Source organism: Providencia sp. AGC89 (genome assembly GCF_053543535.1).
In genome coordinates, this window is the sequence record NZ_JBIXLP010000068.1 from 138,571 (window position 1) to 159,787 (window position 21,217).

The window sequence follows — 21,217 nt, forward strand, 5'->3', positions numbered from 1 at the left end:
ATCGCATTATTAATAAGTATATTTAAATACTTGCCACATTAATTTCAGAGTAAGCAAACATAGCGGGTGAACCGCCAGTATGAATAAAGAGTAATGGCTGATTGCCACCAATCGTTTCTTTTAAAATATTATCAATTAACCCTGCCATTGCTTTGCCTGTATAAACAGGGTCAAGTAAAATCCCTTCTTTTCTCGCCAATAGTTCAACTGCTTGTTGGCCTTTATCATTAGGCATTCCATAACAAGGGGCAAAATATTGATCCCATAATTTAATTTCAGGTAATGCTGAAAGATTAAATTGCACGGCAAGTTGATTAAGTAAATATTCAACTTTAGGCTTTTGTTGTTCTACCGTGCGAGAAACTGTAACCCCTATGACTGGGGTATGTGGTAAAAACGCTTGTAAACCAACTGCCAACCCCGCATGTGTTCCAGCACTCCCTGAGGCCACAATTACAGCCGCAAACTCGATTTCTTTTGGTTTTTGCTGCACAATTTCTAAAGCACAATTGACATAACCTATTGACCCTAATACGTTTGAACCACCTACAGGAATAATATAACTACCTTGCAAATTTAGTTTTTCAATAAGTTCCTGCAGTTGTGTATTTGGGTCTGTCAGTTCATCACAAAAATAACAATCCGCATTAAATAAGTCGGTTAGCAGCTTATTTCCATTATTCAAAAATAGTGAATTATGGCTTCGTATTGGGTTTTCTAATAGTGCAACACACTGTAAGCCATACATTGCAGCAATAGCTGCTGTTTGGCGAACATGATTAGATTGAATAGCCCCCGCGGTAACGATAACCTTGGCTTTTTTACTCAATGCATCTGCAAAAAGATATTCTAATTTACGAAGTTTATTTCCCCCCATAGCAAGGGGGGTCATGTCATCACGTTTAATATAAATATCACGGCCTAGATACTCTGAAATATTATGTAATTTCATTAAGGGAGTTACCCCATGAAGTAAATCTATTTTGGTAATAGCCGAGATTTTTTCTTGAAAATTCATTTTTAACGTATCCCGCTAATAAGTAAAACCTAAATAGAGATAAACCATTAACGCAAAGACAGCTGTTACGGTGGCATAAGGCATTTGAGTACGAATATGTTCAATATGGTCGCAATCCGTTGCCATTGAAGCCACAATCGCATCACTGGATATTGGAGAAGTCATATCGCCATAAATAGAACCCGCAATAGCTGCACCAATCATATATTCAATAGGCATACCGACGGAAATCCCTAGTTGAACGCCAATCGGGATCATAATGGCAAATGTTCCCCATGATGTTCCCGTTGCAAGAGACATCACCGCACTAATTAAGAAAATAAACCCTATTGAAAATGCAGGTGAAATAACTCCTGATGTAATTTCTGCAATATAGGCCCCGGTATTTAAATCTGAAGATACGGTCCCCATTAAAAATGCCAAAATCATCACAGAGCTAATTTTGACCATGCTGGCATAGCCGATATACAGTTCTTTAAAAAAAGTCTCAATGTTCAATACACGACGAGCTAAGAACCAAACAAAAGAAACTAAAGTTCCAAACATGACGCCCCAATATACCGAAGTTGAGCCACTACCTTTGCTAAAATCGCCATTACCAGTGATATAAAGCGCAAGAGGTACCATTAATACTGTAGATAGAATAGGAATAAAGAAATTAAGGGATGTATGGCAGTTAGGGTGGTCAATAATATCTTCATCATCCTGTTCTGTTTCTTCTGCCGCCAACATTGTCAAAGCCTGTTCTTGCGCACGTAAATCGGCTTTTTTCATTGGCCCCCAAGATGTATTAGAGAAGATATAAAACAATACTGATGCTAAAGAAAACCACGCCATGATATTAAATATCATTGAGCTTGCTAAAATTTCAAATGGTTCTCCTGTGATGAAACCTTTGGATATTTGTACGCCAATCACCCCCATCATTGCCGCCCCCCAACCGTTAATCATGGCTGAAGAACAAACTGAAACACAGGATGTTTGAACAATATATGACATTTTCTCAGGCGATACGCCGTATTTTTTAGCCAGTGTTTTAGTTGAAGCCCCTGCGATTAATTGATTAATCGAACTTTCGATAAAAATTAATGAGGTTATAATCATCGCCATTAATTGAACGGCTTTTTTATTTTTAATTAATTTTGTTTTATTCGTTAATAATCTAACCAGTGATTTTACGCCCCCAGTAACAACAACCAGTCGCATAATACCGCCAATCATTACCATAAATAGAATTGTTTTTGTATTCCCTGGTGAAGCAAACGTATTAATAATCCCATCAAGTGTCCCATTCACACCTAATAATATATTGTGATCATGTATAACGGTAAAACCGACTAATATTCCCAGTAATAATGATAATATAACTTGTCGTGTAAAAATGGCTAAAAGTATTGTCACCATTGGCGTGACAATAGTCCAAATCCCATAATCATTCATTAGATGCTCTCTTATTATATTTTATTGTGATTTTAATAAATTAAGATAATGCGTTTTCTAAATCATTTAATAAGTCAGTAATATCTTCAATGCCTACAGATAAACGTAATGTCGTATCATAAACACCAATACTTTCTCTTTCTTCTTTTGTCATTGAGCCATGGGACATAGTTGCAGAATGATTCACCATACTTTCTACACCACCAAGAGACTCAGCTAATACAAAGTACTTCACTTTAGATAAGAAATACTTTGTATCTTCAATATCACCTTTTAATTTAATCGTGACGACCGCCCCACCAGTACGCATTTGTTTTTTACATAGTTCATATTGTGGATGCGAAGACAGCCCTGGGTAATAAACTTGTTCAACTTTTGGGTGTGTAGATAAATATTTTGCAACTTGTTCTGCGTTACAGCATTGTGCTGACATGCGAAGTGCTAATGTTTTAAGTCCACGTAAAGCTAGATACGCATCAAAAGGAGAAGCAATCGCGCCTAGTGTGGTTTTCAAAAAATCTAGACGATTCGCTAGCTCATCACTCTGAGTAATCACTGCACCACCAATTAAATCAGAGTGGCCACCTATATATTTACTCGCCGATAGCATCACTAAATCAGCACCTAATTCCAACGGTTTTTGATTCCATGCCGTAGCGAATGTATTATCAACACAAGTTAAAATATGATGCTTTTTAGCTAATGAACAAATTGCTTTAATATCAACTAATTCTAATAATGGGTTTGTTGGGCTTTCTATCCAAATTAAACGGGTGTTTTCTTTTATTTTTGCTTTAACTTCTTCCAGATTATTAAGGTCAACATAGTCTATTTGGTGCCCACAATTTAATGTTGAGACGCGTTCAAATAACCTAAACGTTCCACCATAAACCCCTTTCATCGCAATAATATGCGAATCTTTAGGTAATAAGTTTAATACTAAGCTCGAAGCGGCAACACCTGAGGCGGTTGCCGTTGCATAAACCCCACCTTCAATTTCAGCTAGTAAGGTTTCATATGCATAACGTGTTGGGTTACTACAACGTGAATAACAATATTCTCCATGATCTGTTAAGCTTTGTTGAACAAAAGTACTGGCCGTTGTAATTGCTGGGAAAATAGCGTGATTAACTGCATCTTGCTGCTTTCCACCATGAATTAAAATTGTAGCGATATTCTTAGTCATTATCTAAACCCAGTAATAGTAAAATAAAGAACGATATATTTATATTTGTTGCTAAAAGGAATATGCCACAGAGAAATAGAAAATTTTTTCTAAAAATTGATGACATGTTGCAAATTAAGAGAAAATTTTTCTAAACTGAGTTTAATAACATTAAAAATCAATAAATTACTATAATTACAATAAATGAGTTCAGCGTCACAATATTATTATTTAGTCACTTAACGAATAGAAAAAAGGCAGCAAAGAAGCTATAACCAATTAAAAACAAACAATAAATGTATGTGAGAAGTTAAATATATCAGTGTCACATGTAATCAATCAGTATCAATATTTAAATAAATTTAACTTATTTCTTAGGGGATTTGCTTATTCCCCCTCTATCAATACTACTGAACATGGGTTTAAGAGAATTTTATTCTCTTTGCTTTAAAATTAAAATAGATCATTGGATTAACTATTCTAGTTAAGTATTCAGAATTAAAAACAGACAGCGCAACGCTAGGATAGTATCATTAGCATCATTAGCCTTTTATTCTATTTGAGATTTTATAGTGACTTCATTTGCTGACCTTAACGCTCTTTCTGCTGAACAACTTTCTAACCTACAAGAATTAGGTTATCTCAGTATGACCCCTATCCAAGCCGCCGCCCTTCCGCCAATCCTTGCCGGAAAAGATATTCGAGCACAGGCTAAAACGGGGAGTGGCAAAACCGCAGCGTTTGGTCTGGGGTTATTGCAACATATCGATGCTAAGTTGTTTAAAACACAATCATTAGTCTTATGCCCTACTCGTGAACTCGCAGAGCAAGTGGCAAACGAACTACGTCGGCTAGCACGTGCAATTCCTAATATTAAGATTTTAACCCTGTGTGGTGGCGTCCCATTTAGCATACAACGGGATTCCCTCGCCCATGCTGCACATATCATTGTCGCAACGCCGGGCCGTTTACTTGACCATTTAAACCGTGAAACCGTTCAGTTAGATGCTTTGCAGACTCTAGTGTTAGATGAAGCTGATAGAATGTTAGATATGGGTTTTATGCCTGACATAGAAACCGTGATTGATTACTCCCCAGTGAATCGTCAAACCTTATTATTTTCAGCAACTTGGCCAGATGAAATCGCACGTATCAGTCAGCAAATCCAGCACGAACCACAAGCTATTGAAATTAATAGCATTGACGAATTACCCGCTGTCGAACAACAGTTCTATGAAGTTTCACGTCATGGGAAGATAGCCCTATTGCAAAAATTATTAAGCCGTGAGCAACCTGCATCCTGCGTAATTTTTTGCAATACTAAAAAAGATTGCCAAGCCGTATTTGACGCTCTAACAGAGAGTAAACAGAGTGTTTTAGTACTACATGGTGACATGGAACAACGTGACCGCGACCAGACTCTAATACGTTTTGCCAATAGCAGTAGCCGCGTTTTAGTCGCAACAGATGTTGCTTCCCGTGGGTTAGATATCAAAGCATTAGAAATGGTGATTAACTATGAATTGTCATGGGACCCAGAAGTGCATATTCACCGCATTGGCCGAACTGCAAGAGCAGGAGAAAGCGGCCTAGCAATTAGCTTATGTGCACCTGAAGAAGCTCAACGCGCTAACGTGCTCGAAGAAATGCTAAATATGAAGCTCAATTGGCACGCTGAGCCTGAGGGGCTTCATATCACACCATTAGAAGCAACAATGGCAACATTGTGTATTGATGGCGGCAAAAAGGCCAAAATGCGCCCAGGCGATATTTTAGGAGCACTAACTGGTGATGTCGGTTTAGTAAGCGATGATATTGGTAAAATTGTTATCCATCCTACCCATGCCTATGTTGCCGTCAAACGCTCTGTTGCTCAACAAGCATGGAAACAATTGCAACAAGGGAAAATTAAAGGCAAAGCGGTTAAGGTTAGGTTACTAAAATAATATTGGGCAATCTGTGTTTCCTTCCGCAATAAAAAAGGAAGGAAACACGCTATTTGTTTTATGATACGGCTTTATTATCTTGTGGCAGAGCTGATTTAGGCAACCCAAAAATTTTATCGAAAACCCAATTAAAAAAGAAAGTATAAATTGGGATAAAAATAATTAATGCAAAATCAAGTATTAACGCCTGTAAAAGACTAATCGAGAGCCACCATGCAATTAACGGTATTAAAAAAATTACCAGTGTTAATTGAAATAATATGGCATGCACAAACCGGCGCCTAAAGGTTCTAATTCGTGATTTTTGTTTTGACTCCCAATATTCAAACCCTGTATTAAAAATAAAATTCCAACTAACAGCAATCGTAGTTATCACCAATGCTAATGGCCCTGTTGTTCCCGCTGAATTCCCTGAAAGAAAGGCCAGTGCTAGCGCTGAAATCACCCACCCAACAACTTCATAGATAGTAACAAACACAATTTTCCGTTTAATTCCCTGCATATCTCCACCTCTAAATATATCGTCATCAATAGGTGGTAAAATAAATATAATTCAATGATAATAAAAGTCAGCTACTATCAATTTTATTGAAAGGTCTACCATGTCATTCAATAGTGACAATCTTATTATTTTCCTCACTGTTCTAGACAAAGGCTCATTTTCTGCCGCTGCAAGATCATTACAACGAGTCCCCTCGGCAGTCAGTATGGCAATAGCTAATCTTGAAGCAGAATTGGGTTTTGAGCTATTTGATCGTCACTCCCGTGAGCCCAAACCGACAGAGAAAGCCCTTTCATTAGCCCCCTATGCACGCCATATTATTGAAAACTTATCACAACTTAATACATTTTCCAGAGAGTTGACCCAAGGGGTAGAAAGCACTCTGGCTATAGGTGTTGCGGCAGGTATTAATTCAAATATACTCTTTGATGCTCTACGTGTTTTAAGCCAACGATATCCCTTGTTACATATTGAACTTGTCACCGCGCCCCAAGATGACCTATTACCACTACTACATAAAAAACAACTCCAGCTCGCTATTGTATTTGGTGGAATACATGTTAACTCTCAAGAACAATTTCATTATATTGGCGAGGAGTCTATTATTGCGACTATTTCGACAAAGCACCCTTCTTTGCAAGAAAGAACTTCACTTTATATTGAAGACCTCGTCGAAAGCCGACAAATTATTATTGGTAGCCGGCAGCACGAGCTCAGTGATATGCGCATTGTTGTTTCCAGCAACTATTGGAAAACAGATAGCTTTTCCCTAGCACTAGGCTTAGTCGAAGGGGGCATGGGCTGGGGGAATTTTCCCTTGTCCCTGATTAAAGATAAGCTAGCGACAGGGACTTTAAAGCCGTTACAGTTTAAAAATACGCCTAATGGTTTGAAGCTCCCTATTCATGTGGTTAGCTTAAAGAGCCATGCACTTAAACGCGGCGCACAAGAATGCATTGAATTACTGAAAAAAACACATCTTACATAAAAATTTTCATGACCCCTTCTGACTTATTTCCTTAAATTAAATTGTTTTTTAATAGATTAATTATTTTAATACCACCAACGAAAACGTTTGCTTTTTATTTTTCTGGCTATAAAATGCGTCGGATTTTTTTGCCCTGAAAAAATAATTGGAGACTATCGTGAGCGAAGATAAAAATTATAGTCATGGCCCCGTGCCCATATCCGCGCGAAAAGGCGGGCTAGCATTAACCTTTGTAATGCTAGGATTAACCTTCTTTTCCGCCAGTATGTGGACCGGAGGCGCTCTTGGTACCGGTCTTGATTTTCATGATTTCTTCCTCGCAGTACTCATCGGTAATCTTCTTCTTGGTATCTACACCGCATTTCTTGGTTTTATCGGTTCTAAAACTGGCTTAACAACCCACCTCCTTGCACGCTATTCTTTTGGTATCAAAGGTTCTTGGCTTCCTTCTTTCTTATTAGGCGGCACCCAAGTCGGCTGGTTTGGTGTTGGAGTTGCTATGTTTGCAATTCCTGTCGGGAAAGCTACTGGTTGGGATATTAATTGGCTAATTGGTATTTCAGGGGTCTTAATGACGGTGACTGTTATTTTCGGTATTTCTGCACTTACGGTTCTTTCTGTCGTTGCTGTCCCTGCTATCGCCATACTGGGCAGCTATTCCGTTTATCTTGCGGTTACTGATATGGGGGGCATGAATGCTTTACAATCAATTACCCCGACAAAACCAATTGATTTTAACCTTGCATTAGCCATGGTCGTAGGGTCTTTTGTGAGTGCAGGCACATTAACTGCTGATTTTGTTCGCTTTGGTCGTAGGCCAAAAATCGCCGTCCTCGTCGCCATTGTTGCCTTTTTCCTTGGTAATTCATTAATGTTTATCTTTGGCGCGGCAGGAGCCGCTTCATTGGGTATGGCAGACATTTCTGATGTTATGATTGCTCAAGGACTTTTATTACCCGCAATTATTGTTTTAGGGCTAAATATATGGACTACCAATGATAATGCCCTCTACGCATCTGGCTTAGGCTTTGCAAATATTACGGGGCTATCCAGCAAAACCTTATCTATCATCAACGGCTTAATAGGTACTTTATGTGCTTTATGGCTATATAATAATTTTGTTGGTTGGCTCACTTTCTTATCTGCCGCTATTCCTCCAATTGGGGGAATTATCATTGCAGATTTCTTAATGTATCGTCACCGTTATAGCACCTTCGATAGCAATAAAATGCGTGATGTTAACGTTAGTGCATTATTGGCCGTTGCTGCTGGTGTCATTGCAGGTAATTATTTACCTGGGATTGTCCCAGTTAATGCCGTGCTCGGTGGCGCATTATGTTACGCTGTTCTTAACCCATTATTAAATCGCCGCCGCACAACAGACTCGGAGATGACACGTGCTTAATCAAACTTTCAAACATATTCATAATGCCCATTTAGCAGAACGTGATGGACTATGGCGCATTGATATCGAAAACAAAAAAATTCAAGCCATTGTGCCACAACCCGCCGGGGAAATATTGCCTGAAAGCTTGGATGCTGAAGGTGGTTTAGTGACTGCTCCCTTTGTTGAGCCACATATCCATTTAGATACAACGCAAACTGCTGGGCAACCTAGCTGGAACCAATCAGGCACCTTATTTGAAGGTATTGAGCGCTGGGCTGAACGTAAAGCAATGTTGACTCACAATGACGTTAAAAGCCGAGCGTGGCAAACATTAAAATGGCAAATTGCTAATGGAATTCAACATGTTCGTACCCATGTGGATGTTTCTGACCCCACATTAACAGCCCTGAAAGCCATGTTAGAAGTTAAGCAAGAAATCGCCCCTTGGGTCGACTTACAAATTGTCGCCTTTCCACAAGAAGGGATTTTGTCATATCCAAATGGCGAAGCCCTATTAGAGGAAGCATTACGCTTAGGCGCAGATGTGGTAGGAGCAATTCCACATTTTGAGTTTACCCGCGAGTATGGTGTTGAGTCGTTACATAAAACCTTTGCACTGGCTCAGAAATACGACCGCTTAATTGATGTGCATTGTGACGAAATCGATGACGAACAATCACGCTTTGTGGAAACCGTAGCCGCATTAGCGCATGCACAAGGGATGGGGGCTCGTGTGACTGCTAGTCATACAACTGCCATGCATTCCTATAATGGCGCTTACACTTCGCGTTTATTCCGTTTATTGAAAATGTCAGGGATTAACTTTGTCGCGAACCCACTCGTCAATATTCACTTACAAGGCCGATTTGATACTTACCCTAAGCGCCGTGGTATTACACGTGTTAAAGAGATGCTAGCAGCAGATATTAATGTTTGCTTCGGTCACGATGATGTTTTTGACCCTTGGTATCCTCTCGGTACAGCAAATATGCTGCAAGTGCTACATATGGGGTTACATGTTTGCCAGTTAATGGGTTATCAACAAATCAATGATGGGCTGAAGTTAATTAGTGAATACAGTGCGCGTACATTGGCTTTAGCTGACTATGGTATTGGTGAAGGGAAGCGGGCTAACCTGCTAGTTTTACCTGCCGAAAATGGTTTTGATGCGGTACGCCGACAAGTCCCTGTTCGCTATTCTATCCGTGATGGGCGTGTGATAGCCAATACTCAACCTGCGGTAACACAAATCCAGCTTGAGCAAGCCGAAATTATCAATTACGGTTATTCAGATCGAACTAAATAAGTTATTTAGCCGTTTAAATGGTTCTCTGTGGCCAACAGGTGAACCATTTAAGCTGTCTTCCTATATTTCATTCCCCCATTTTAAATTTGCTGTTCATCTTTCATACCATTGCCATATTTATATACTAAGCTTATTATTTACATAGTTGATTTCTATAAAATATTGACAATTTTTGATAAGCAATAAACGTCTAGTTACCCCTTATTTTTGGTTATAAGTGCCATTTATAAAAATTAAGTGCAATTTTTATTGAAATTAAACCTGAAGGTTTTATATTTTTTAAAGAGTTATCTAAAACTGGATTTGAGCTTTATTTATAGCAACAATAACGCTAATACACTGACTGTCATACCGTGGTGGTCAATATTCCTGTTTTGCTGTACCGCGAATACGTCACAAATAAAGTTCTCTGAATCCCACTTTGACAAAAATTGGAGATCAGATGAGTACTGAAAATGTAGTTAACCAGAAAGCCTCTATCGACTCTTGGCGGCGTATTGCTTCAGAGCTATTAAATGAAGCAGGCATTGAAATTAATGGTTCCCGCCCTTTCGATATACAAGTTCATAATAACCAATTCTTTAAACGTGTCCTACAACACGGTTCAATAGGGTTGGGTGAAAGCTATATGGATGGCTGGTGGGATTGCGAGCGGTTGGATATGTTTTTTCAGCGCGTTTTACGCCATGGGCTTGATAACAAATTACCCCATCATTTCAGTGATACGTTGAAAGTCGCTGTAGCACGAGTGCGAAATTTACAAACCCTAAAACGGGCTCGTATCGTTGGTGAAGAGCATTACGACCTAGGTAACGATTTATTTTCTTTGATGCTAGACCCTTACATGCAATATTCCTGTGGTTACTGGAAAGGCTTAGACCATAGCCCTGAAAACCTCCATCTAGCTCAAGAACAAAAATTAAATTTAATTTGTGAAAAATTACAATTAAAACCAGGTATGCGGTTACTTGATATTGGCTGTGGTTGGGGAGGTCTTGCTGCCTATGCAGCTAAACATTTTGGCGTTTCCGTCACTGGTGTCACAATTTCAGCTGAACAGCAAAAATATGCACAGGCTCGTTGTGCTGATATGGATGTCAAAATTTTATTAGAAGATTATCGAAACCTTAATGACCAATTCGACCGTATTGTTTCAGTGGGTATGTTTGAACATGTTGGGCCAAAAAACTACGCAACCTATTTTGATGTTGTCCAACGTAATTTAGCCTCCAATGGTTTATTTCTCCTTCACACCATTGGGTCTAATCGCAATAAAGTTAATGTTGATGCGTGGATCAATAAATATATCTTTCCAAACGGCTGTTTACCCTCAATACAAAATATTGGCGAAAGTAGTGAAGGAAAATTAGTGATGGAGGATTGGCACAATTTTGGTGCGGATTACGACCATACACTGATGGCGTGGTATGCTCGTTTTCAATCAGCTTGGCCTGAGCTTGAAGCTAATTATACACCTCGTTTTAAGCGTATGTTTTCTTATTACCTCAATGCGTGTGCTGGTGCATTCCGAGCTCGCGATATTCAATTATGGCAAATTCTCTGGAGCCCACAGGGTGTTGAAGGTGGCTTACGTGTTGCCCGCTAAATGTTGAAATTGAATTAGGATTGCAAAAATAAGCTAAAAGAAAGTTCTGTCATCAGAGCTTTCTGGCTTATACCTATTTTACCCATTCAACCATTGTTCAACCAGTTGCAAGCTTTGTTGTATATTCTTCCTTATCATGTTGCACTTTAATGACCAGTAATGCCTAAAACCCTACTGTAATGAAACCAGTACTTCACAGCTTAACCCCGTGCTTTCCATAATAATTTCTAGGCTAATGCCTTGTTTAAGTAGCTTACTTGCCAAAACAATTGTTGCCTCTTGTCGTTCTTTTTTCTCGCCCTCACTCAATGCCTTAAAGTAGACCTTCTTGGCGACCTTTATCCTGTAACCGTTGTGCAATATTCATTATAGTTTCCTTATGTTTTTCGGTTTGCTCCCCCAATGCCTGCACAATATGTTCGAAATTAGTGGAGCCCAACACAATGAACAAATAATTCACGATAGTCACGATATCATTATCACTATTACAGTGTTGAGTGACCAAGCAAGGCCACTATCTGTTTAAGCTAATGCCAGCTCTGGCTGAATTATGCTATAGATTTGATTTTTAAGCGTAGTTTGTTGGGCTAGAAGATAAACATGTTCTGCTACGTCTGCCCGCATCACTAAACCGTGAACATCATCCACTTGTTGTAATATCGCTTTTCCTGTTGCTTGTCCGTGCAGTAAACCACCAGGGCGAACGATGACATAATCGAGAGAGCTCGTTTGTAACCATGATTCAGCAAGGGATTTTTCACGCACGGCTTGACCAAAAGCGGTACGTGCCCGTAAAGACAAATATTGCCATGAATCACCACATCCAAGCGATGTCACGAGAACCATGCGAGATATACCAGCCTGCTCGGCACAATCAATTACAGTGCGGTGAGCTAAATAATCCTGTGTTCCCCCCATCGTAGAAATAACCGTTGCTGAGGCGCCAGCTGCTTGGCAAGCTGCCGAAACGACGGCCTTATCACAAGCATCACCCCTAAACACCTGTATGCCTTGATCTTCTAGCATTTCGGCTGATTGAGAATTACGCACTATTGCGATAACAGGACGTTTATCCGTAACTGCCAGTTTAGCAACCATATTACCGACGCCTTTACCACCAGCGCCCAAAATTAACCAAGGACTCATTCTTGTACCCCTATCAATCTTTATGCCTGTAACTCATTAATATGCAACTTTGATTTAATCAAATTATCAATCTACTGCTCCTAGCCCGTCTATTTCATCCTACCCCCACAATAAAACATTACTTATTTTAATGTTTTATTGTGAAATACTATTTTTTACATTCATTAAAATGTGACTAATCTAACTTTTTTATTAAAAATTTTTTAAGTGAAAAATAAATAAAACAACAATTAATTTACAAAAAAATTTTTAATATCAATAGCTAACACACCAAATACCGAGCCTATCATATTGATACCCATAATAATATCAATGTTAATGCGAAGAATTATCATTTGCATTTATATTTTTATTTGATTTAATGACACCCGTTATATATCAGAAAAATGATAATTACCATACTAGTAATATCATTATTATCTTTAATTAAAATGGAGTATTCCGATGAAAAAGTTAAATGTTATTGCTCTAGCATTCGCAGCATGCGGAATGTCTTTTAGTACCTTCGCCGCTGTCGGTTCTGATCAAAGCCAGCCTTTTGATCCATCGGGCCCTTCCGTACAAGTAGGTGCCACAGAAGGTACTGCTGGAGGCCATGGTGGCGCAATTGGTGACCCTGGGATAGGAGTTCAAGCTGTCTATGGCGGCAAAACTATTTCTTTTTCTGGTTTAACAAAAATGGCTCCAAAACAAGCTGGAAATGAAGCCCATGTGATTTCAATGCCTAATACTCCTGGCAATCCAGCTACACACAACAAAATGGGCGTATTCAATTTTGCACAAGTTGCCAACGCTGAAATTTACTTTGGTGAATGGTCATCAACAGGCCAAGTCAATGACACCACACATACTGCTTATTACTCAGGTAAAGATGTTACTAGCAATATGCCAACGGCAGGAACTGCGGAATATTCAGTGAAAGGGATTAGCCAATACAACGGCGGTGCACTAGCGACGGGAACTTTGACGGCTAACTTTGGTAGCAAATCATTAGCAGGGAATATCGGTAGCACAAATATCGATGCCAAAATTAAAAATAACGCAACCTTCGCAGGGGATGCAACGCTAAATGGCGCTGTCGGTGAAGCTCGCGGTCACTTCTTTGGCGACCAAGCGAAACATATAGCGGGTGTGACTAAATTTAACGACCAAAGTAAAGATATGGCCTTTGGTGGGAGCCGAGGAGATATCTCCCAGTAACGTGTAAATCAATTTAGGTGGTCAACAAAGCATGATTGACAGTTGGCTGCCTACCTTTAATGCCGAAAACAACCTATGCAATATTTTTTACTTTTTTCCGTCACAACTATATTAGTACTTTCTTTCCCTACATTCTCAGCAAGTCTGGATACAGACCGAGAACAATTATTATGGCAGAAAGACAAACAAAACTATCGTGATAAAAGCGCCGTTGTTCCCGGCAAAGACCAACAGTTACTCCCTGATGACATGTCTATTAATCTTAGCGGTAAAACTTACACGCTGAGAAACAATGCCCAAGATTTAGGGCAAGCAATTTATTTAGCCATTAACCATCGGCAATTTCAGGATGTACAGCGTTTATTAAAACGCTATCAGGCTTTGTCTGACGCTGATCCGTTATTGATTTTATTTGCTAAAGCCGAAATAGAAAAATCGCAAAATCACTACCCTCAGGCCATTGCGTATTATCAACAGATATTAGCGTTATCCCCCCAATTTCTACGAGTCAAATTGGAATTGGCTCGTGCCTATTTTGAAGACAACCAAAATAAAGAATCATTAGCGTTATTCCAAAGCCTAATTAACGATGAGACCCTCGCTTTGCCTGCTGGGGTTCAACAAACTATTCAACAGTTTATTGGCGCGATTGAAAACCGTACGGCTTGGACAGGAAGTTTATCTTTTGGATATAAATACAACAGTAATATTAATCAAGCCCCTAATAAAGATAAAGTTTGGCAAACGCCGGGCGGCACATGGAAAATGGCCAACCCAATCGCGTCTTCAGGGCTTACTTATGATGCTAGCCTCAGTAAAATTATCCCAATAACAGGAAACCATTCCCTTCAAATCAAGGGAACATCCTATGGTGATCGCTATCCACATTATGCTGAGTATAGTGAAAACACCTCATCTTTCGCTGCCTTATATCGCTTTAATAATGCAAATACAACCGTATCTTTGGGCCCGCAACTCGAACTAAAAACCGTCAATGAAAAGCGTCGATATTTAGGAATGGGGGGACGAATAGACGCAGATTATCAATTCACCCCTCAAGTGATCCTGACAACTTCAGCTGATTATCAACAACTTCATTATCAGAAACCCTATGACAGCGCTGATGGCTCGCGAACAGCACTTCATATGACGGGGATTTACGGTATTACACCTAATAGTTCCATATTTTTAGGTGCTGATGCCACTCGCGTAACCACTGAAGTTCGCAGTGACAACTATGACCAACTTGGCGCACGGGCTGGCTTTTATACGGTATTAACACCCGATATTCATTTCTTAGCATTAGCAACTTATCGAGAAAGCCAATTTGGTGCCTTCAACTATTTGCTAAATGTTAAGCGTCATGACCGTGAAACTATGTATTTTGCGCGATTAAATTTTCCAAATTACACACTACTGACCTTCACGCCTTATACCAGTTACCGCTTTCGAAATAATAAAAGCTCGGCAGATGGGATCTATTCCTACCATCAGCACGAGGTTTCAGTTGGGTTAGAAACCCGCTTTTAAGTGTTATGGCATAGAGAAAAACAAAATGTACAAATACAAATTAAAACCTATTACTACTGCAATTATTACCACCCTCTTTTTCCCAGCAACGACTCAAGCGGAAAAGAAAGAACATATTGGCACTATTACTGTTCAGGATTCCGCAAAAACCATCAAGGAACGAGACCAACAAGGCTACGATGATCAATATGATGCCAAGGGTTCTAAGGTATATTTAGGTAAAGATCTAGTTGAACGCTATAAAGGAACCAGCACCGCTGACGTACTAAATAGTGCAATTGGTGTATACAGTGGCGATGCGCGTAATAGTGGTGCATTAGACCCTAATGTCCGAGGTATTCAAGGTCAAGAGCGCGTCCCCGTCACAGTCGATGGCACAGAACAATCTTTAACCGTCTATCGTGGTTATAATGGCGCCAATAACCGTAATTATGTAGACCCTAACCTCATTAGCAGTATTGATATTGAAAAAAGTGGTTCACTGGTTAGCGATATCAAAACATCCGTTGGTGGTGGGATAGCAATTAGAACTATAGGAATAGATGATGTTGTCGCCCCCGATGAAAAATTTGGCTTTAGTTTAAAGCTAGAAACCAGTAGTAACTCGACACGAGAACGAGTACCAAACTTTGGATATGGTAGCGATTATCGAGATCACCCTGAGATCTATAAAAACAATAACTATGTTTTTTCAGACCCCGTCGTTAATATCACCCCAAAATCTCGCGGTAATGCGCAATTTTTCAATTTTAAAGATAACGGTGGGAGAATAGCAGTAGGTACCCGCCAAGAAAAATTTGATGTTATGGCGGCCTATGCATACCGCCGACAAGGCAACTATTTTGCTGGCAAAAAAGGCGCTCATCGCTACCAAGAAGCAATTCAGCTCAACGAACAACAAACAGTGCAACAGCAGCTAGGCCCAGACCCATACCTCCCTTTCGCAGCCAAAATATATGGTCCCGGGAAAGAGGTCACAAATACATCTAATGAATTAGAATCTTATTTAGTTAAAACAAATTTGTATCTCACTGAAAACCAAACATTACATTTAAGTTTTAGGCGCAGCGAAAGTACCTATGGTGAAATTATGCCTTCGCGTATCGGCTTTAAAGAAATTGAAGGGAAACAAGTGCTTCCTCAATGGCCATTAGCCCACTTTACGGTAAATGCCTATAATGCAGAATATGCATGGAAACCTGATGACAATCCATGGATTGATCTAAATGCCAATATCTGGATGACACACTCTGTTGGTGATACAAATACCTCAGGGGGTTACCCTCGTGAACCTAAAGAACGTGATTGGGGGTTTGAATACGGCTATGGAAACGGTAAAGACCCTAATATTGACGGTTCTTTAATTAATACTGCCGCAACAAACTCTGAAAATGACCGCATCGGTTTCAACTTGCGAAATACAATGGCACTTACACCAGATCTGGACTTAACGCTACGCGGGTCAATGCTTAAAGAAAAATTAGACTCTAATGATGTGCCCCCCTCCCAATCAGCTAGCCCCTTTATTGCTCTCCCCCGAAAAGGGCATCGGCAAGAGACAACCATTGCTTTTAACTTTAACTATAGGCCAACAACATGGTTAGAGCTTGATGCAGGCGCAAAATATATTGATGGTTGGACAGAAGATGATTACTTAAAAGAGCAAATGAGAAAACGCGCCAATGGTTTTCAAAACCCTGATGAACGCCTTGCTAGAAGGATCAACTACAACCGAATTTTGACACAAGAAGAATATGACAAAGCCGTCGCTAAAGGTTATCAACCCTTTGGCGGTTCTTATCGTAATAAACAAATTTTAACTGAGGTATTAGGGCTTGATGATGCAGATTACCATGTTTATATCACCGAGAGAAAAGACCCTCAGCGACCAAACGAAAATGGCGTTTTAGACGTCAGTTTCCGTACTGACTGGAAATCGGATAAAGATGGCCGTTACACAACAAAAACGAACCCTTTCCACAATGGCACTATCGACCCACAAGCACGCGCAATTGACCCCGTCACAGGTAAGGAAGTGTTTGTTTATAATAAAGCGTATGAACATCCAGCAAGCGAACTTAAGCGAAAACTCACAGAGGAAGAAAAATGGCAGTTTCCCGGCAAACAAAAAAGTCATGGCTGGGCCCCTGCTTTTGGTGCAAATATCTGGTTATCGGATAATGACCGAGTTTATGCACGCTATATCGAAACAATACGTTTACCAAGTATTTTTGAAAACAGTATCGGCTTTGCAGGCTCAAGTGAAGCCCGCAAAGAAAAAATGGTTTTTAAACCAGAACGAGCTAAAACCATGGAATTTGGCTATTCTCGTAACCTTCAAAGCTTATTGGGCGCTGAACGCCATGCAGATATAAAAATAGGTTACTACCACACTGTAATCGAAAATGCGTTTGACCGTGATGGTCGCCTTAACTTTATTCAAGTAAAAGAACATAAAACCGCAGGGATTGAAGCCCTCGCTCGTTATGATAATGGCGGGGTATTTATGGATATAGGTATTGATTACCGCTTGAAAAATGAAGTTTGCGATGACTCCGAGCCTGCAAAAGTAGACATTGGTAATCAATATAATATTTCCCAATGTACAACAGCTGGATTTCCCGGCGGCTTCTTGAGAACGCAGTTACAGCCCAAATATGCGATTAACTCGAACCTTGGGATGCGTTTTATGGATGAAAGCCTTGAAGTAGGAACTCGTTTACGTTACACCAGCAGCGTTCAAAATAAAGATGAAAAGAAAATGATGCAGCGTTACCCCGGTAGTTATTCAATGGCGAATAATAGCCCTATGCACTGGACTCCAACATTAACCGCCGATGCCTACGCTCGCTACCAAATAGATAAAAACATCAATGTTGAGTTTTTAGTTACCAATTTAACTGACCGTTATTATATCGACCCATTGACTCGTAGTATGATGCCAGCGCCTGGGCGCACATTACGCTTAGGATTAAATGCACAATTTTAATATTGGTTAGTTATTTATCATAAAAGGATACCCGTATTAATATGTAACGGATATCCTTAACTTATTTAAACGCCTTAACTCAAGTATCAATCTTTTTATCAAAGACCTGATATACCTTACCGCTCTATTATTTCTCTTATTCTAAAACGCATCATGATTCGACAGTAAGCCAAAGCCATCTTTACTTATTATTCTCGATCACCTAGGCGTTATTTAGTCTCTATAACCTTGAATAAACACACTTCATACTCCCCTCACCAGAACCAATGAAAGCAAATGAAAAACAAAAAGCTCACCTTATGCCAAATGAAAGTAAAAATTTAAAATTTGCAACCCTTATCACAAAATATCAATTAATAGTTCTAAATCATATAGATGAATATAAATAACCACACTTACACTATTTTGTTTTTCTTTCGAAACAAATCACAGTAGCTTTCGATTGGTCATTTTTTGTGATCATGACTTCAATTTCGACATTTTCGATCACTTACTTTTTGATATTATGCAAAAGTATAAATAATATATAAAAACACAAAACGAAAGAAAACGTAAACAAAGAGGAAGAAGCAATGACTGTTTCGCGCAGAAGCTTTATCAAAGGATTAGCAGCCAGCGGTGCAGCAATGTCGGTTTCTAGTCCCATTTTAGCCAACTCAGGGAAACCTTCTAATGGCATGCCAGCCCGTCCTGATAATGCTCCAAATTTATTGATCATTTTCCCAGATGAAATGCGTGCACATGCATTGCAATTTATGGGAGAAGATCCTTCGATTACACCTAACCTAAATAAGTTTGCCAAACAAGCTAAAGTAATGACACAAATGGCGTCTAACTACCCATTATGTTCACCATTTCGCGGCATGTTTATGACGGGTCAATATCCTGTTCGTAACGGCATAACAGGTAATGCTCATGACTATGGCGGTAAGGTCGGTATTGATTTATCTCCTTATTCGAAATGTTGGTCCGATGTATTGAAATCACTCGATTATAGTACAGGCTATATTGGAAAATGGCATTTGGATGCACCTTATGCCCCTTTTATTGAAAGTTATAATAACCCGATGGAAGGCCGTTATTGGAATGAATGGGCAGCACCTGATCGCCGCCATGGCTTTGATTTTTGGTACTCCTATGGCACTTATGACCTACATATGAAGCCTATGTATTGGGGGAATGATACACCACGTGAGAAGCCAATTTATGTCGACCAGTGGGGGCCTGAACATGAAGCTGATATGGCTATCAAATTTCTACGCAATGAAGAGGGTAAATACCGAGATACATCGAAGCCATTTGCTTTAGTGGTTTCCATGAACCCTCCTCACTCCCCTTATGACCAAGTGCCACAAAAATATTTAGACGCTTACAAAGGAAAAACCTCACAAGAACTTAATACCAGACCAAATGTAAAATGGGATACTGAATATCAAGAAGGCTATGGTCCCCAATACTTTAAAGAGTATTTAGCGATGGTAAACGGCGTTGACGACCAATTTGGTCGCATCGTTGACGAACTAGAAAAACAAGGTCTTGCAGACAATACGTTAGTCGTCTTTTTCTCTGACCATGGTAGTTGTCTTGGGGCTAATGGGCAGGCAACTAAGAACAACCCTTATGAAGAGTCTATGCGCGTACCAATGATGTTCCGTTTACCCGGAAAAATCAAAGTAGGACAAGATGATGCATTGATGTCTGCGCCAGATATATACCCAACAATATTAGGGCTACTAGGGTTAGAACACTGGATCCCCGGCTCAGTTGAAGGGAGTAATTTAGCGGAGCGTATAGCAACAGGTGAAGGCGATACCGCTAATTCACAGCTATACCTGTTTATTCCTTATGGCGAACCTTCATTTGGTAAACGGGGGGTAAGAACTAAAACCCATACATTAGTTATTGATCGCCAAGATGGCCAGCCTCTGAAATATACTCTTTACGATAACGTAAATGACCCTTATCAAATGAAAAATGTCGCTGATGAGAATAAACCGCTTATCGATAAATTAATTAAAGAAGAGCTAGTTCCTTGGTTAGAAAAGACAGGTGATTCTTGGAGACCAAGTGAATTTATTACAGCAACAACAAATAAATTAAACAAAAAAGTCACAGAATGTGAAACTAAATAATTAATATTAATTTGCCACCTCTCCTTAGGTGGCAATTTCATAAAAAATAAAACAATAAATTCTCTAATAAAACAGGGAACTACTACCATCATGCTTAAAGCATACAGCTTGGAATAAAGATAATGAAAAAACTATTTATCACTAGTGCCGTATTATTTGCAGTTTCTTCACAATATGCACTCGCTAATAACTATAAAACGACAATTGAATACCGTCATCAATATTTAGATGCTTCTGGGAAAAGTGGCGACCGTATTAAAGCCTTTTTGGATACTGGGGAAAATATTGGCTTTGAGTTAGATGCTCGCTATGGAAATAAAGATGGCGCATATGATGCAATGAAAATTGATGGTTCTGAGTTTTCTGCATTTTATTATAAAAAACTCAATCCAAACCTCGTTGGCCTTGTTGGTGCATCTCTTGATTTTGATAAGCTCGGTCTAGTTTATGTTCCTTACGTTCGCTTAAACTATACGTTTGATAACGGTATTCGCTTACAAGGTCGTTATAAATGGAAGGTTTGGGATTATGGGCAAGTTGGTGAAAACGGCAGCAACTACCACTCTAAAGTTCAAGAATTTGATAGCTGGATTGGTTATAAATGGAATAATTTAGACTTACAATATCAATTAGACTTAATGTGGGAAATGGCTGATAACGCACAACCTATGTATAACAATAAGAAATTTGATTATCAACATAACGTACGCCTACGTTATGATATTAAAGCTGATGATGGCGCATTATGGCGACCATTTGTTGAAGTAGGTAACGTGAAAGAAAATCGTTTCTCAAGCGACCGTCAAACCCGTTTCCGCGTTGGTATTCAATATACTTGGTAATTAAGCAGCGGTTATTATTA

16 protein-coding genes are annotated in these 21,217 nt (G+C 39.4%); 10 read left to right on the top strand and 6 right to left on the bottom strand.

Annotation, left to right across the window (positions count from 1 at the left end; all coding sequences use genetic code 11):
- Window positions 1-22: 22 nt before the first annotated feature.
- Genes ACIPUA_RS14330 through ACIPUA_RS14340 form a run of 3 tightly spaced genes read right to left on the bottom strand, consistent with a single transcriptional unit; the run spans window position 23 to window position 3,644 of the window.
- Window positions 23-1,018, bottom strand: coding sequence for a D-cysteine desulfhydrase (locus tag ACIPUA_RS14330; RefSeq protein WP_071548307.1), 996 nt, complete (start codon window positions 1,016-1,018; stop codon window positions 23-25).
- A 15-nt stretch (window positions 1,019-1,033) separates the two neighbouring features.
- Entirely contained in the window at window positions 1,034-2,458 is a 1,425-nt protein-coding gene (locus tag ACIPUA_RS14335; RefSeq protein WP_131680668.1) for a Na+/H+ antiporter NhaC family protein, read from the bottom strand.
- A gap of 40 nt (window positions 2,459-2,498) precedes the next feature.
- The gene (locus ACIPUA_RS14340) at window positions 2,499-3,644 is read right to left on the bottom strand and encodes a trans-sulfuration enzyme family protein (RefSeq protein ID WP_042845250.1); all 1,146 of its coding nucleotides are present in this window, start codon (window positions 3,642-3,644) and stop codon (window positions 2,499-2,501) included.
- A gap of 551 nt (window positions 3,645-4,195) precedes the next feature.
- Between ACIPUA_RS14340 and dbpA the strand changes: the two genes are divergently transcribed.
- Entirely contained in the window at window positions 4,196-5,569 is a 1,374-nt protein-coding gene (gene dbpA / locus ACIPUA_RS14345) for an ATP-dependent RNA helicase DbpA (RefSeq protein ID WP_048607997.1), read from the top strand.
- Window positions 5,570-5,627: 58 nt separating this feature from the next.
- Here dbpA and ACIPUA_RS14350 read toward each other — a convergent pair whose 3' ends face one another.
- Window positions 5,628-6,071: a PACE efflux transporter gene (locus ACIPUA_RS14350; protein WP_449059806.1), complete on the bottom strand. Its 444-nt coding sequence runs from the start codon at window positions 6,069-6,071 to the stop codon at window positions 5,628-5,630.
- Window positions 6,072-6,171: 100 nt separating this feature from the next.
- Between ACIPUA_RS14350 and ACIPUA_RS14355 the strand changes: the two genes are divergently transcribed.
- The 4 genes from ACIPUA_RS14355 (at window position 6,172) to cfa (ending at window position 11,358) form a co-directional block, all read left to right on the top strand.
- A complete protein-coding gene (locus ACIPUA_RS14355) occupies window positions 6,172-7,059 on the top strand; it encodes a LysR family transcriptional regulator (protein ID WP_042845255.1) in 888 nt (295 codons plus the stop codon).
- Between the two features lie 157 nt (window positions 7,060-7,216).
- Window positions 7,217-8,464 carry a cytosine permease gene (gene codB, locus ACIPUA_RS14360; RefSeq protein ID WP_042845257.1) on the top strand — a complete coding sequence of 416 codons (1,248 nt, stop codon included), beginning with the start codon at window positions 7,217-7,219 and terminating at the stop codon, window positions 8,462-8,464.
- The gene (locus ACIPUA_RS14365; protein ID WP_042845259.1) at window positions 8,457-9,752 is read left to right on the top strand and encodes a cytosine deaminase; all 1,296 of its coding nucleotides are present in this window, start codon (window positions 8,457-8,459) and stop codon (window positions 9,750-9,752) included. Before codB ends, ACIPUA_RS14365 begins: the two co-directional genes overlap by 8 nt.
- A gap of 442 nt (window positions 9,753-10,194) precedes the next feature.
- Window positions 10,195-11,358, top strand: a complete 1,164-nt coding sequence (gene cfa / locus ACIPUA_RS14370; protein WP_449059807.1) for a cyclopropane fatty acyl phospholipid synthase — start codon at window positions 10,195-10,197, stop codon at window positions 11,356-11,358.
- Between the two features lie 313 nt (window positions 11,359-11,671).
- On the opposite strand, the gene ACIPUA_RS14375 is transcribed toward cfa, so the two are convergent.
- Window positions 11,672-11,863: a hypothetical protein gene (locus ACIPUA_RS14375; RefSeq protein WP_272678724.1), complete on the bottom strand. Its 192-nt coding sequence runs from the start codon at window positions 11,861-11,863 to the stop codon at window positions 11,672-11,674.
- Window positions 11,864-11,880: 17 nt separating this feature from the next.
- A complete protein-coding gene (locus ACIPUA_RS14380) occupies window positions 11,881-12,504 on the bottom strand; it encodes an NAD(P)H-binding protein (protein ID WP_166686962.1) in 624 nt (207 codons plus the stop codon).
- Window positions 12,505-12,948: 444 nt separating this feature from the next.
- Between ACIPUA_RS14380 and ACIPUA_RS14385 the strand changes: the two genes are divergently transcribed.
- The 5 genes from ACIPUA_RS14385 (at window position 12,949) to ACIPUA_RS14405 (ending at window position 21,197) form a co-directional block, all read left to right on the top strand.
- A complete protein-coding gene (locus ACIPUA_RS14385; protein WP_042845264.1) occupies window positions 12,949-13,704 on the top strand; it encodes a Slam-dependent surface lipoprotein in 756 nt (251 codons plus the stop codon).
- A gap of 75 nt (window positions 13,705-13,779) precedes the next feature.
- Window positions 13,780-15,234, top strand: a complete 1,455-nt coding sequence (locus tag ACIPUA_RS14390; RefSeq protein ID WP_048608007.1) for a porin family protein — start codon at window positions 13,780-13,782, stop codon at window positions 15,232-15,234.
- Between the two features lie 25 nt (window positions 15,235-15,259).
- On the top strand, window positions 15,260-18,223 hold the full coding sequence (locus ACIPUA_RS14395) for a TonB-dependent receptor plug domain-containing protein (RefSeq protein ID WP_105880868.1): 2,964 nt from the start codon (window positions 15,260-15,262) through the stop codon (window positions 18,221-18,223).
- A 572-nt stretch (window positions 18,224-18,795) separates the two neighbouring features.
- The gene (locus ACIPUA_RS14400; protein WP_048608009.1) at window positions 18,796-20,355 is read left to right on the top strand and encodes a sulfatase-like hydrolase/transferase; all 1,560 of its coding nucleotides are present in this window, start codon (window positions 18,796-18,798) and stop codon (window positions 20,353-20,355) included.
- A gap of 122 nt (window positions 20,356-20,477) precedes the next feature.
- On the top strand, window positions 20,478-21,197 hold the full coding sequence (locus ACIPUA_RS14405) for an oligogalacturonate-specific porin KdgM family protein (RefSeq protein ID WP_449059808.1): 720 nt from the start codon (window positions 20,478-20,480) through the stop codon (window positions 21,195-21,197).
- Window positions 21,198-21,217: the final 20 nt, after the last annotated feature.

Coding starts and splice junctions, on each gene's coding strand:
- ACIPUA_RS14335 (WP_131680668.1), bottom strand. CDS start 2,458: ATGAATGATTATGGGATTTGGACTATTGTCACGCCAATGGTGACAATA.
- ACIPUA_RS14385 (WP_042845264.1), top strand. CDS start 12,949: ATGAAAAAGTTAAATGTTATTGCTCTAGCATTCGCAGCATGCGGAATG.
- ACIPUA_RS14340 (WP_042845250.1), bottom strand. CDS start 3,644: ATGACTAAGAATATCGCTACAATTTTAATTCATGGTGGAAAGCAGCAA.
- ACIPUA_RS14330 (WP_071548307.1), bottom strand. CDS start 1,018: ATGAATTTTCAAGAAAAAATCTCGGCTATTACCAAAATAGATTTACTT.
- ACIPUA_RS14390 (WP_048608007.1), top strand. CDS start 13,780: ATGCAATATTTTTTACTTTTTTCCGTCACAACTATATTAGTACTTTCT.
- ACIPUA_RS14350 (WP_449059806.1), bottom strand. CDS start 6,071: ATGCAGGGAATTAAACGGAAAATTGTGTTTGTTACTATCTATGAAGTT.
- ACIPUA_RS14405 (WP_449059808.1), top strand. CDS start 20,478: ATGAAAAAACTATTTATCACTAGTGCCGTATTATTTGCAGTTTCTTCA.
- cfa (WP_449059807.1), top strand. CDS start 10,195: ATGAGTACTGAAAATGTAGTTAACCAGAAAGCCTCTATCGACTCTTGG.
- ACIPUA_RS14355 (WP_042845255.1), top strand. CDS start 6,172: ATGTCATTCAATAGTGACAATCTTATTATTTTCCTCACTGTTCTAGAC.
- ACIPUA_RS14400 (WP_048608009.1), top strand. CDS start 18,796: ATGACTGTTTCGCGCAGAAGCTTTATCAAAGGATTAGCAGCCAGCGGT.
- ACIPUA_RS14395 (WP_105880868.1), top strand. CDS start 15,260: ATGTACAAATACAAATTAAAACCTATTACTACTGCAATTATTACCACC.
- ACIPUA_RS14380 (WP_166686962.1), bottom strand. CDS start 12,504: ATGAGTCCTTGGTTAATTTTGGGCGCTGGTGGTAAAGGCGTCGGTAAT.